The sequence below is a fragment of the Streptomyces sp. NPDC045998 genome (genome assembly GCF_056430285.1).
The window spans coordinates 1-12,205 of the sequence record NZ_JBWKLJ010000003.1 but is presented as its reverse complement, the minus strand read 5'-3'; the positions used below and the strand labels follow the sequence as shown (position 1 = coordinate 12,205).

Sequence of the window (12,205 nt, the reverse complement as noted above, 5' to 3'; positions counted from 1 at the left end):
GAAGCAGCAGGTGAGTATGACGGCCCCAGCCGCGGCCACCGGAACGGGTCACCCGGCTCCCGCGACACCGTCCGGCGGCGGAACGGGATTCTGCCGCGTCACGGTCGTCGCGCCCGACGGCCGCGTCGACGTGGCACTGCCCGAGGACATCCCGGTCGCCGACCTCTACCCCGAGGTCCTCAGGCTGTCCGGCCAGAGCCCCGCGCCCGGAGCCCCCGTCGGCTACCACCTGGTGCGCCGCGACGGCACCGTGCTCGACAGCGCGCGCTCGCTGGCCGCGCAGCGCATCCTCGACGGGGAGCTGCTCTCGCTGCGCCCCTTCGCCGAGTCGCTGCCCCCGGCGGTCTTCGACGACGTCGCCGACGCGGTCGCCTCCGCGGTGGCCCGCGACCGCACCCTGTGGTCCGACGCCCTGATGCGCGGCGCCGGCCTCTTCGGCGGCTCGGTGCTGCTGGTGCTGGTCGCCTTCGTCCTGTGGACGGCCGACCCGCGGCACGACATGAACGGCCTGCCGGGCATCCTCGCCGGCATCACCGGCGTCCTGCTGCTCGCGCTCGCCGGCGTGCGCGCCCGGGTCTACGACGACCGCGGCTCGGCCATCGCGCTGGGCATCGGCGCCATGGCGAACGCCGCGGTCGGCGGAGCCGGCCTGCTGCCGCTCGCCGCCGGGCAGGGCATCGGCAAACTGCAGTTCCTGCTGGCCTGCGCCGCCGTCCTGGTCGTCTCCGTGATCCTGACGATCGTGGCCCCCGGCGGCGACGGCCCCTTCGTCGCGTTCGTCTTCGCCTCGGCCGTCGGCCTGCTGGTGACCTTCGTCGCCATCACCACCGAAATCACGCCCGCCGAGACCGCCGCCGTCTGCGCCCCGCTCGCCGTGGGCGCGCTCGCCTTCCTGCCGGGGCTGTCCACCCGCTTCGCCCGCCTCCCCATCGGCTTCGACCCGCCCCGCACCTCCGTCGGCGGTTACGGGGCCGAGCCGGAGAACCAGGGCCCCGTCGACGCCGAGCGCATCGCCGCCCAGGCCCGGCGCGGCCACGAGCTGCTGGTCGGGCTCGTCGGCGGCTGCGCGCTGCTGGCCGTCGGCGCCTCGGCGGTCCTCGGCTTCTCGGACAACGTGTGGGGGCAGCTGCTGGCCCTCGCCACGGGCGTCGCGATGCTGATGCGCGCCCACCTCTTCCGGTACACCGCCCAGGTCGGCTGCGCGCTCGCCGCCGGCCTCGGCTCACTCGTACTGCTGGGCCTGGGGCTGTGCCTCAACCCGCCGGCGACCCTGATCCGCGACGCCCTGCGGGGCGACGGCACCGCGCTGGACATCCGTACGATCTGGCTCACCGCGGCGGTCGCCGCCGTGGCCGCGCTGATCGTCTCGATCGGGCTGATCGTGCCGCGCAAGGGCGTCACGCCCTTCTGGGGCCGGTTCCTGGAGATCGCGGAGTCCTTCGTGCTCCTCACCCTCGTACCGCTGTGCCTGGCGGTCTTCGACGTCTACCACTCCATCCGTGCGCTGACGTCCTGACCGGGCCTGGTACGCTGTGTAACGGCCGTTTGTGTACGCGCACCCGGAGAGCCCGCTCTCTCTGGAGTGCAGCGCCCATCGTGCCTTCGCCTCCGAGTCACGGAAGCTCCCCTGAGACCAAGACCAGGGGCACTCGCAGGCGCATCGAACACCAATGAGGAGTACCGAGTGTCTCTCGACGCCGCTACGAAGAAGCAGATCATGGCCGAGTTCGGCACCAAGGAGGGCGACACCGGCTCCCCCGAGGTCCAGGTCGCGATGCTCTCCCGCCGCATCTCGGACCTGACCGAGCACCTCAAGACCCACAAGCACGACCACCACTCCCGCCGGGGTCTGCTGATCCTGGTCGGCCAGCGCCGCCGCCTGCTGCAGTACCTGGCCAAGAAGGACATCCAGCGCTTCCGTGCGCTGGTCGACCGCCTGGGCATCCGCCGCGGTGCGGCCGGCGGCGCCAAGTAAGTCGCCGTGAAGGGAGCGGTTCCCACGCTGATGGGGCCGCTCCCTTTGCTGTTGCTGTAAGCGGCGTACGGCCTCCCAGGCCTGTACGCGCTGTGAGTGGGAATGCCAACCTGAGCCAAAGCTCAGTAATCTGGTCGCACAACGCAATAACGAAAACGCCATAAGAGCCACCAAGGCTGGCTGGGAGAGGCGCCCCTCGCCGTCGCCGGTCCTCGGTAGTGGCCCCCGGGAGGGACATCCCGGGTGCTTCGATCGAAGACCGGCCCGCACACAAGGCGCGCATCTCCGCCCCGTCCCCCGCCACACGGGCGTTCCGGGGACGCAAAGACGACAAGCAAACGGAGAAATCGCTAGTGGAGAACGAGACCCACTACGCCGAGGCCGTCATCGACAACGGCACCTTCGGCACCCGCACCATCCGCTTCGAGACGGGCCGCCTGGCCAAGCAGGCCGCCGGCTCCGCCGTGGCGTACCTGGACGACGACACCATGGTGCTGTCGGCCACCACGGCCTCCAAGAAGCCCAAGGACCAGCTCGACTTCTTCCCCCTGACGGTCGACGTCGAGGAGCGGATGTACGCGGCCGGCAAGATCCCCGGCTCCTTCTTCCGCCGGGAGGGCCGCCCCTCCGAGGACGCCATCCTCACCTGCCGCCTGATCGACCGGCCGCTGCGCCCCTCCTTCAAGAAGGGCCTGCGCAACGAGATCCAGATCGTCGAGACGATCATGGCGCTCAACCCCGACCACCTGTACGACGTGGTCGCGATCAACGCCGCCTCCTGCTCCACGCAGCTGGCCGGCCTGCCCTTCTCCGGCCCGATCGGCGGCACCCGTGTCGCCCTGATCAAGGGCCAGTGGGTCGCCTTCCCGACGCACACCGAGCTCGAGGACGCCGTCTTCGACATGGTCGTCGCGGGCCGCGTCCTGGAGGACGGCGACGTCGCGATCATGATGGTCGAGGCCGAGGCCACCGAGAAGACGATCGAGCTCGTCAAGGGCGGTGCCGAGGCCCCCACCGAGGAGGTCGTCGCCGCCGGTCTCGAGGCCGCGAAGCCGTTCATCAAGGTCCTCTGCAAGGCCCAGGCCGACCTGGCCGCCAAGGCCGCCAAGCCGGTCGGCGAGTTCCCGGTCTTCCTCGAGTACCAGGACGACGTCCTGGAGGCGCTCACCGCCGCGGTCAAGACCGAGCTCTCCCAGGCGCTCACCATCGCCGGCAAGCAGGAGCGCGAGAACGAGCTGGACCGCGTCAAGGAGATCGCCGCCGAGAAGCTGCTCCCGCAGTTCGAGGGCCGCGAGAAGGAGATCTCCGCCGCGTACCGCGCGCTGACCAAGAAGCTGGTCCGCGAGCGCGTCATCAAGGACAAGGTCCGCATCGACGGCCGCGGGATCACGGACATCCGTACCCTCGCCGCCGAGGTCGAGGCCATCCCGCGCGTGCACGGCTCCGCGCTGTTCGAGCGTGGCGAGACCCAGATCCTGGGCGTCACCACCCTCAACATGCTCCGCATGGAGCAGCAGCTGGACACCCTCTCCCCGGTGACCCGCAAGCGCTACATGCACAACTACAACTTCCCGCCGTACTCCGTCGGCGAGACCGGCCGCGTCGGCTCCCCGAAGCGCCGCGAGATCGGCCACGGCGCGCTCGCCGAGCGCGCGATCGTGCCGGTGCTCCCGTCGCGCGAGGAGTTCCCCTACGCGATCCGCCAGGTGTCCGAGGCCCTCGGCTCCAACGGCTCGACGTCCATGGGCTCGGTCTGCGCCTCCACCATGTCGCTGCTGAACGCCGGTGTGCCGCTCAAGGCCCCCGTCGCCGGCATCGCCATGGGTCTGATCTCCCAGGAGATCGACGGCGAGACGCACTACGTCGCCCTCACCGACATCCTCGGTGCGGAGGACGCCTTCGGCGACATGGACTTCAAGGTCGCCGGTACGAAGGAGTTCGTCACCGCCCTCCAGCTTGACACCAAGCTGGACGGCATCCCGGCCTCCGTCCTGGCCGCGGCCCTCAAGCAGGCCCGCGACGCCCGCCTCCATATCCTCGACGTGATGATGGAAGCGATCGACCGCCCGGACGAGATGTCCCCCAACGCCCCGCGGATCATCACCGTCAAGATCCCCGTGGACAAGATCGGCGAGGTCATCGGCCCCAAGGGCAAGATGATCAACCAGATCCAGGAGGACACCGGCGCCGAGATCACGATCGAGGACGACGGCACCATCTACATCGGTGCCCAGGTCGGTTCGCAGGCCGAGGCCGCCCGTGCCACGATCAACGGCATCGCCAACCCGACCATGCCGGAGGTCGGCGAGCGCTACCTGGGTACGGTCGTCAAGACCACCACCTTCGGCGCGTTCGTCTCCCTGATGCCCGGCAAGGACGGCCTGCTGCACATCTCGCAGATCCGCAAGCTCGCCGGTGGCAAGCGCGTGGAGAACGTCGAGGACGTGCTCGCGGTCGGCGCCAAGGTGCAGGTCGAGATCGCCGAGATCGACCAGCGCGGCAAGCTCTCCCTGGTCCCCGTGATGGCGGACGAGGACGCCGCCTCCGAGGGCGAGACGAAGGACGACACCGACCAGTGACGTCCCGTAGTCCGAAGACGACGGCCCGCACCTCCTCGGAGGCGCGGGCCGTCGCCCGTACCCAAACGCTTCTGCCGGGCAAGGACGGCATCGGCACCGTCCGCCGCACCACCCTCCCCGGCGGCCTGCGCATCGTCACCGAGACCCTGCCCTCCGTACGCTCCGCCACCTTCGGCATCTGGGCGCACGTCGGCTCCCGCGACGAGACGCCCGCCCTCAACGGCGCCACGCACTACCTGGAGCACCTCCTCTTCAAGGGCACCCGCACGCGGTCCGCCCTCGACATCTCCTCCGCCATCGACGCGGTCGGCGGCGAGATGAACGCCTTCACGGCGAAGGAGTACACCTGCTACTACGCGCGCGTGCTCGACACCGACCTGCCGCTCGCCATCGACGTGGTGTGCGACATGCTCACCGGCTCGCTGATCCTCCAGGACGACGTCGACGCGGAGCGCGGCGTGATCCTCGAAGAGATCGCCATGACCGAGGACGACCCGGGCGACGTCGTCCACGACCTGTTCGCCAAGACGATGTTCGGCGAGACCCCGCTGGGCCGCCCGGTCCTCGGCACCGTCGACACCATCGAGGCGCTCACCGCGGACCGCATCCGCCGCTTCTACAAGAAGCACTACGACCCCACCCACCTGGTCGTCGCCGCCGCGGGCAACGTCGACCACGCCACGGTCGTACGCCAGGTCCGCCGCGCCTTCGAGAAGGCCGGCGCCCTCACCCGCACCGACGCCGCCCCCGTCGCCCCCCGTGACGGCCGGCGGGCCATCCGCACCGCGGGCCGCGTCGACGTCGTCAGCCGCCGCACCGAGCAGGCCCACGTCGTCCTCGGCATGCCGGGCATCGCCCGCACCGACGACCGTCGCTGGGCCCTGGGCGTCCTGAACACCGCTCTCGGCGGCGGCATGTCCTCGCGCCTCTTCCAGGAGGTCCGGGAGAAGCGCGGCCTGGCCTACAGCGTCTACTCGTACACCTCGGCCTTCGCCGACTGCGGCCTGTTCGGCGTGTACGCGGGCTGCCGCCCCAGCCAGGTCCACGACGTCCTCAGGATCTGCCGGGACGAGCTCGACCGGGTCGCGCACGAGGGTCTGAGCGACGACGAGATCGAGCGCGCCATCGGCCAGCTCAAGGGCTCCACCGTCCTCGGCCTGGAGGACACCGGCGCCCTGATGAACCGCATCGGCAAGAGCGAGCTGTGCTGGGGCGACCAGATGTCGGTCGACGACATGCTCGCCCAGATGGCCGCCGTCACCCCCGACGACGTACGGGACGTGGCCGCCGAGCTCCTCGGACAGCGCCCGTCGCTGTCCGTGATCGGCCCCCTGAAGGACAAGCAGGCCGACCGCCTCCACGACGTGGTCGCGTAACCGCACATCCGCCATGGAACCGAAGGAAGAAGTACGAGCATGAGCAGCAAGCTGCGCGTCGCGGTCATCGGCGCCAAGGGCCGCATCGGCTCCGAGGCCGTACGCGCCGTCGAGGCCGCCGAGGACATGGAGCTGGTCGCGGCCCTCGGCCGGGGCGACAAGCTGGAGACCCTCGCCGAGACCGGCACCCAGGTGGCGGTGGAGCTCACCACCCCCGACTCGGTCATGGACAACCTCGACTTCTGCGTACGCCACGGCATCCACGCCGTCGTCGGCACCACCGGCTGGACCGAGGAGCGCCTCGCCCGGCTGTCCGGCTGGCTGGAGGAGTCGCCCGACACGGGCGTCCTCATCGCCCCGAACTTCTCCATCGGCGCGGTCCTCACCATGAAGTTCGCGCAGATCGCGGCGCCCTACTTCGAGTCCGTCGAGGTCGTCGAGCTCCACCACCCCAACAAGGTGGACGCCCCCAGCGGCACCGCCACCCGCACCGCCCAGCTGATCGCCGCCGCCCGCGCCGAGGCCGGCTGCGCCCCGCAGCCCGACGCGACCGCGACGGCCCTGGACGGCGCGCGCGGCGCGGACGTCGACGGCGTCCCCGTCCACGCGGTACGCCTGCGGGGCCTGCTGGCCCACCAGGAGGTGCTGCTCGGCGGCGAGGGCGAGACGCTGACGGTCCGGCACGACTCGCTGCACCACAGCAGCTTCATGCCCGGCATCCTGCTCGGCGCCCGCCGCGTGGTCACCACCCCGGGCCTCACCTTCGGCCTGGAAAACTTCCTGGACCTGGGCTGATGCGCGCCAAGCTCACGTACTTCCTCACGGCTGCCGTCCTGGTCGTCTACTTCGTCCTGGTCGGCAGCCGTGGCGTGATGCTGATCCAGCAGGGCACCGCGCTCACCGTCACCTTCGGCTGCGCGGTGCTCATCCTGCCGGTCATCGGCGTCTGGTTCCTCTGGAAGAACACCCGATTCGTCACCAAGGCCAACCGCCTCGCCGCCGAACTGGAAGCCGAGGGCGGCCTCCCGGCCGACGAGCTCAAGCGCACCCCGAGCGGCCGCGTCGACCGCGACGCCGCCGACGCCGTCTTCGCGCGGCGCCGTGCCGAGACCGAGGACTCCCCGGACGACTGGCGCTGCTGGTTCCGCCTCGCGGTCGCCTACCACGACGCCCGCGACACCCCGCGCGCCCGCAAGGCGATGCAGCACGCGATCGCCCTCCACGAGGGCCGGCGCCCGGTCAGTCGCTGAGCGCGTACTCCGAGCTCCACGCCATGACCCGGGCCGCCGCCCGGTCGTACGCCTCCACCCGCGCCAGGAAGTCCGCGTTGTGGTCGGTGAGCAGCGCCAGCTGCTCACCTCCCTGCCGTACGAGCACGAGGACCTGCCCCTGCACGGTGCGCGGCAGCCCGAGCCACCGCACGGGCTGCTGCACCGTCCGCACCGCGGAGATCCGTCCCCACGGCACGGTCACCGTCCGGAAGAACCCCACCCGGCGCACGCCCGCGGGGCTCACCCACGTACCCATGCGCAGCAGCCGCAGCGCGGCGCCGATCACCAGCACGGCCATCCCCAGGCAGACCGCCGCCCCGGGCAGCGCCCCGGCGAAGGCGATGATCATCGACGCCAGCAGGACGAACGAGGCGAGCAGCAGCGCCAGTGCCGCGGCCCCCACCCGCCAGGGCCCCGGCCGGTACGGACGGCGCCACTGGTCGTGGTCCTCGTAGGGAAGGGCGACGTCCTCGCCGGTGTCGAAAGCACGGTCGGCCGTCAGGAAGGGCAGGGGCACGACGGATCCTCACTCATACACACGCTCGATGGGGCTGTGCCCGGTGAGGCTACCCAGCACCTTCCGGACCGGCCACCGCAGGGTGGCCGCAGGGATTCACCGGCCCTGGGAGGCCTCGGACTGCTGCGTGTGACCCGCCGAGGGGCCGCTCTCCAGTGCGGGCATCCCGAAGAGGAGCGATCCCATCAGCCCGGCCGCGACGGTCAGCCCGATCAGCGTACGACCGGCGACCTCGGACAGGCTGGGACGCTCGCGGGGCGGAGGAGTGACGTTACTGCGGAAGCGCTCGGCCTCCGCGACGAAGGCGAACGGGACTGCCTCACGCCGGCCGAACATGTGTGAGAACCCTCCTTGAAACTCGTGACGGACACTGCTACCGGGTCAGACGCACGAGGCAGCGGTTTGGTGCCCCTTTCGGTGCCCGAATTCCAGGGATTCATGTGCTGTCGGTGCCGCGACGTAGAGTGGGCGCCGCCCGAGCGACGCGATTGGAAGGACCCCCGCCGGTGAGCGACACCCCCGCCGAAGACCTCAAGCCCAGCTTCCGCAGCGATGTGACCGTCGAGCTGGTCAAGCACAGCGCCGCCGACTCCGACGTCCTGTGGGCGGCCCGCGTCTCCACGGCCGGCGAGCAGTCCCTGGACGAGCTGCAGAAGGACCCGGAGCGCTCCAAGGGTCTGATCAACTACCTGATGCGGGACCGGCACGGCAGCCCCTTCGAGCACAACTCGATGACGTTCTTCATCAGCGCCCCGATCTTCGTCTTCCGCGAGTTCATGCGCCACCGCGTCGGCTGGTCCTACAACGAGGAGTCCGGCCGCTACCGCGAGCTCCAGCCGGTCTTCTACGTCCCCGACACCTCGCGCAAGCTGGTCCAGCAGGGCCGCCCGGGCAAGTACGTCTTCGTCGAGGGCACCGAGGAGCAGCAGGCGCTCGTCGAGCGCACGATGGAGTCCTCCTACGTCCAGGCGTACGAGGCGTACCAGGAGATGCTCGCGGCGGGCGTCGCCCGCGAGGTCGCCCGCTCGGTCCTGCCGGTCGGCCTCTTCTCCTCCATGTACGCCACCTGCAACGCCCGCTCGCTGATGCACTTCCTCGGCCTGCGCACCCAGCACGAGCTGGCCAAGGTGCCGTCCTTCCCGCAGCGGGAGATCGAGATGGTCGGCGAGAAGATGGAGGAGCACTGGGCGCGCCTGATGCCGCTCACGTACGCCGCCTTCAACGCCAACGGCCGCGTCGCCCCGTAAACGGCGGCCCGGAGCCCGCGGGCGGGTACCCCGGCCGGGAAGCCGCGCACAGGGCGCCCGAAGTGTCCGTATTGCGGCGTTCCGAGAAGTTCATCTAGGCTGATCAAACGGACCCGGCACTGCTTGAACCCCCGAGCAGGCAGTGCCGGGCTCCACCTCCGCAAGCGTCCCCCGAGGGGACCCCACGCGCTGAGCAACGAGTAGCGTGTTACCCATGGCTCCGATCTCGACTCCGCAGACCCCCTTCGGGCGGGTCCTCACCGCTATGGTCACGCCCTTCACGGCGGACGGCGCACTCGACCTCGAAGGCGCACAGCGGCTCGCCACCCACCTGGTGGACGCAGGCAACGACGGCCTGGTCATCAGCGGCACCACCGGTGAGTCCCCGACCACCAGCGACGCGGAGAAAGAGCAGCTCGTACGGGCCGTGCTCGAAGCAGTCGGAGACCGCGCCCACGTCGTCGCCGGCGTCGGCACCAACGACACCCACCACTCCATCGAGCTCGCCCGTGCCGCCGAGCGCGCCGGCGCACACGGCCTGCTCGCCGTCACCCCGTACTACAACAAGCCCCCGCAAGAGGGCCTCTTCCGCCACTTCACCGCCATCGCGGATGCCACCGGCCTCCCGGTGATGCTGTACGACATCCCCGGCCGCAGCGGCGTCCCGATCGACACCGAGACGATCGTCCGCCTCGCCGACCACCCGCGCATCGTCGCCAACAAGGACGCCAAGGGCGACCTCGGGCGCGCCAGCTGGGCCATCGCCCGCTCCGGCCTCGCCTGGTACTCCGGCGACGACATGCTCAACCTCCCGCTGCTCTCCGTCGGCGCCTGCGGCTTCGTCTCCGTCGTCAGCCACGTCGTCACCCCGGAGCTCCGCGCCCTCCTCGACGCGTACCTCACCGGTGACGTCCAGAAGGCGACCGAGGTCCACCAGCAGCTGCTCCCGGTCTTCACCGGCATGTTCCGTACGCAGGGCGTGATCACCACCAAGGCCGCCCTCGCCCTCCAGGGCCTTCCGGCCGGTCCGCTGCGCCTGCCGCTCGTGGAGCTCAGCCCGGAGGAAACCGCCCAGCTCAAGATCGATCTCGCTGCCGGCGGGGTACAGCTGTAGCAACAGACTTCATAACCGAATAGCCCAACAACTGAACACAAGATCAATAACAGACAACAGCAAGTGCACGAATGTCACGCGCGCCACGTGCCCAAGCGGTACGTGGCGCGTGTGGTGAGGAGAGTCTTTTGAGTCATCCGCATCCTGAACTGGGCGCGCCCCCGAAGCTGCCCAAGGGCGGCCTGCGCGTCACCCCGCTCGGCGGTCTCGGTGAGATCGGCCGGAACATGACCGTGTTCGAGTACGACGGCCGGCTGCTGATCGTCGACTGCGGTGTCCTGTTCCCCGAGGAGGAGCAGCCCGGCATCGACCTGATCCTGCCGGACTTCACCACCATCCGGGACCGCCTCGACGACATCGAGGGCATCGTCCTCACGCACGGCCACGAGGACCACATCGGTGGCGTCCCCTTCCTGCTCCGGCTGAAGCCGGACATCCCGCTGATCGGCTCCAAGCTGACCCTCGCCCTGATCGAGGCCAAGCTCCAGGAGCACCGCATCCGCCCGTACACCCTCGAGGTCGTCGAGGGGAACCGCGAGCGGCTGGGCCCGTTCGACTGCGAGTTCATCGCGGTCAACCACTCCATCCCGGACGCCCTGGCCGTCGCCATCCGCACCCCCGCGGGCATGGTGGTGCACACCGGCGACTTCAAGATGGACCAGCTCCCGCTGGACAACCGCCTCACGGACCTGCACGCCTTCGCCCGGCTTAGCGAGGAGGGCATCGACCTCCTGCTGTCGGACTCCACGAATGCCGAGGTCCCGGGCTTCGTCCCGCCCGAGCGCGACATCTCCAATGTCATGCGCTCGGTCTTCGCGGGCGCCCAGAAGCGCATCATCGTGGCGAGCTTCGCCAGCCACGTCCACCGCATCCAGCAGATCCTCGACGCGGCCCACGAGTACGGCCGCCGCGTCGCCTTCGTCGGCCGGTCGATGGTCCGCAACATGGGCATCGCCCGCGACCTGGGCTACCTGCGCGTCCCGCCGGGTCTGGTCGTCGACGTCAGGACCCTCGACGACCTCCCCGACCACGAGGTCGTGCTGGTGTGTACGGGTTCCCAGGGCGAGCCGATGGCGGCCCTGTCCCGCATGGCCAACCGGGACCACCAGATCCGCATCGTCCAGGGCGACACGGTGATCCTGGCGTCGTCCCTCATCCCGGGCAACGAGAACGCGGTCTACCGCGTGATCAACGGCCTCACCCGCTGGGGCGCCAACGTCGTCCACAAGGGCAACGCCAAGGTCCACGTCTCGGGCCACGCCTCGGCCGGCGAGCTGCTGTACTTCTACAACATCTGCAAGCCGCGCAACCTGATGCCGGTCCACGGCGAATGGCGCCACCTGCGCGCCAACGCCGAGCTCGGCGCGCTGACGGGTGTCCCCAAGGACCACATCGTCATCGCCGAGGACGGCGTCGTGGTCGACCTGGTCGAGGGCCGCGCCCGGATCGTCGGCAAGGTCCAGGCGGGTTACGTGTACGTCGACGGGCTGTCGGTCGGCGACGTCACCGAGGTCCACCTCAAGGACCGTCGGATCCTCGGCGAAGAGGGCATCATCTCGGTCTTCGTGGTGGTCGACTCCACCACCGGCAAGATCACCGGCGGACCGAACATCCACGCCCGCGGCTCGGGCATCGAGGACAACGCGTTCGACGCGGTGATCCCCAAGATCGCCGAAGCCCTGGCCCGTTCGGCCGCCGACGGCGTCGCCGAGCCCCACCAGCTCCAGCAGCTGATCCGCCGCACCGTCGGCAAGTGGGTCTCCGACACCTACCGCCGTCGCCCGATGATCCTGCCTGTGGTCGTCGAGGTCTGACGCTCCGTCGGGCCCGACCTGGAGCGGGGCACCTCGATTTGCATCGGGGCGCCCCGCTCCAGTACGTTTACGGCTCCGCCTGACCGGGAACCCGGCACATCCGTGTGCCAACGAGGGTCCTCGGAGGACCGGAAATACCGACTCAGAATCTCTGATAAAGTCGGTCCGGTCGAAAGGCAGCCGAAAGGCAAAGGCCCTCCAACGGCCACTGGAAACGGAATCCGAACCGGAAACGGAACGGAAAAAGAATCTGGTAAGGTTGGAAACACCGAAGGGAAGCGCCCGGAGGAAAGCCCCAGAGAGTCTCTGGTG

The 12,205-nt window shown here is 70.0% G+C and carries 11 protein-coding genes; 9 read left to right on the top strand and 2 right to left on the bottom strand.

Going from position 1 to position 12,205, the window contains the following annotated elements; translation table 11 throughout:
• The first annotated feature begins 16 nt into the window (after positions 1-16).
• From eccD to AC07FJ_RS09065, 6 genes are all read left to right on the top strand, one after another.
• Positions 17-1,516: a type VII secretion integral membrane protein EccD gene (gene eccD, locus AC07FJ_RS09090; RefSeq protein ID WP_479046975.1), complete on the top strand. Its 1,500-nt coding sequence runs from the start codon at positions 17-19 to the stop codon at positions 1,514-1,516.
• Positions 1,517-1,684: 168 nt separating this feature from the next.
• Positions 1,685-1,975: a 30S ribosomal protein S15 gene (gene rpsO, locus AC07FJ_RS09085; RefSeq protein WP_003958228.1), complete on the top strand. Its 291-nt coding sequence runs from the start codon at positions 1,685-1,687 to the stop codon at positions 1,973-1,975.
• A gap of 353 nt (positions 1,976-2,328) precedes the next feature.
• Entirely contained in the window at positions 2,329-4,554 is a 2,226-nt protein-coding gene (locus tag AC07FJ_RS09080; protein ID WP_479046973.1) for a polyribonucleotide nucleotidyltransferase, read from the top strand.
• The gene (locus tag AC07FJ_RS09075) at positions 4,551-5,930 is read left to right on the top strand and encodes a M16 family metallopeptidase (protein ID WP_479046970.1); all 1,380 of its coding nucleotides are present in this window, start codon (positions 4,551-4,553) and stop codon (positions 5,928-5,930) included. The genes AC07FJ_RS09080 and AC07FJ_RS09075 overlap by 4 nt, the downstream gene beginning before the upstream one ends.
• A 39-nt stretch (positions 5,931-5,969) precedes the next feature.
• Positions 5,970-6,725: a 4-hydroxy-tetrahydrodipicolinate reductase gene (gene dapB, locus AC07FJ_RS09070; protein ID WP_361429059.1), complete on the top strand. Its 756-nt coding sequence runs from the start codon at positions 5,970-5,972 to the stop codon at positions 6,723-6,725.
• On the top strand, positions 6,725-7,180 hold the full coding sequence (locus tag AC07FJ_RS09065; protein WP_361429057.1) for a tetratricopeptide repeat protein: 456 nt from the start codon (positions 6,725-6,727) through the stop codon (positions 7,178-7,180). Before dapB ends, AC07FJ_RS09065 begins: the two co-directional genes overlap by 1 nt.
• On the opposite strand, the gene AC07FJ_RS09060 is transcribed toward AC07FJ_RS09065, so the two are convergent.
• Positions 7,170-7,718: a hypothetical protein gene (locus AC07FJ_RS09060; RefSeq protein ID WP_479046969.1), complete on the bottom strand. Its 549-nt coding sequence runs from the start codon at positions 7,716-7,718 to the stop codon at positions 7,170-7,172. The two genes, AC07FJ_RS09065 and AC07FJ_RS09060, sit on opposite strands and share 11 nt — an antisense overlap.
• A gap of 96 nt (positions 7,719-7,814) precedes the next feature.
• On the bottom strand, positions 7,815-8,054 hold the full coding sequence (locus AC07FJ_RS09055) for a hypothetical protein (protein ID WP_361429053.1): 240 nt from the start codon (positions 8,052-8,054) through the stop codon (positions 7,815-7,817).
• A gap of 170 nt (positions 8,055-8,224) precedes the next feature.
• Here AC07FJ_RS09055 and thyX point away from each other — a divergent pair, with 170 nt between their 5' ends.
• The 3 genes from thyX (at position 8,225) to AC07FJ_RS09040 (ending at position 11,893) form a co-directional block, all read left to right on the top strand.
• Entirely contained in the window at positions 8,225-8,965 is a 741-nt protein-coding gene (thyX, locus tag AC07FJ_RS09050) for an FAD-dependent thymidylate synthase (RefSeq protein WP_361429051.1), read from the top strand.
• 214 nt (positions 8,966-9,179) lie between these two features.
• The gene (dapA, locus tag AC07FJ_RS09045) at positions 9,180-10,079 is read left to right on the top strand and encodes a 4-hydroxy-tetrahydrodipicolinate synthase (RefSeq protein ID WP_479046967.1); all 900 of its coding nucleotides are present in this window, start codon (positions 9,180-9,182) and stop codon (positions 10,077-10,079) included.
• Positions 10,080-10,207: 128 nt separating this feature from the next.
• The gene (locus AC07FJ_RS09040) at positions 10,208-11,893 is read left to right on the top strand and encodes a ribonuclease J (protein WP_479046965.1); all 1,686 of its coding nucleotides are present in this window, start codon (positions 10,208-10,210) and stop codon (positions 11,891-11,893) included.
• Positions 11,894-12,205 lie beyond the last annotated feature (312 nt).

Bases quoted from the DNA above. Each gene is read 5' to 3' on its own strand.
- eccD (WP_479046975.1), top strand. From the start codon at position 17: ATGACGGCCCCAGCCGCGGCCACCGGAACGGGTCACCCGGCTCCCGCG.
- dapB (WP_361429059.1), top strand. From the start codon at position 5,970: ATGAGCAGCAAGCTGCGCGTCGCGGTCATCGGCGCCAAGGGCCGCATC.
- AC07FJ_RS09055 (WP_361429053.1), bottom strand. From the start codon at position 8,054: ATGTTCGGCCGGCGTGAGGCAGTCCCGTTCGCCTTCGTCGCGGAGGCC.
- dapA (WP_479046967.1), top strand. From the start codon at position 9,180: ATGGCTCCGATCTCGACTCCGCAGACCCCCTTCGGGCGGGTCCTCACC.
- AC07FJ_RS09065 (WP_361429057.1), top strand. From the start codon at position 6,725: ATGCGCGCCAAGCTCACGTACTTCCTCACGGCTGCCGTCCTGGTCGTC.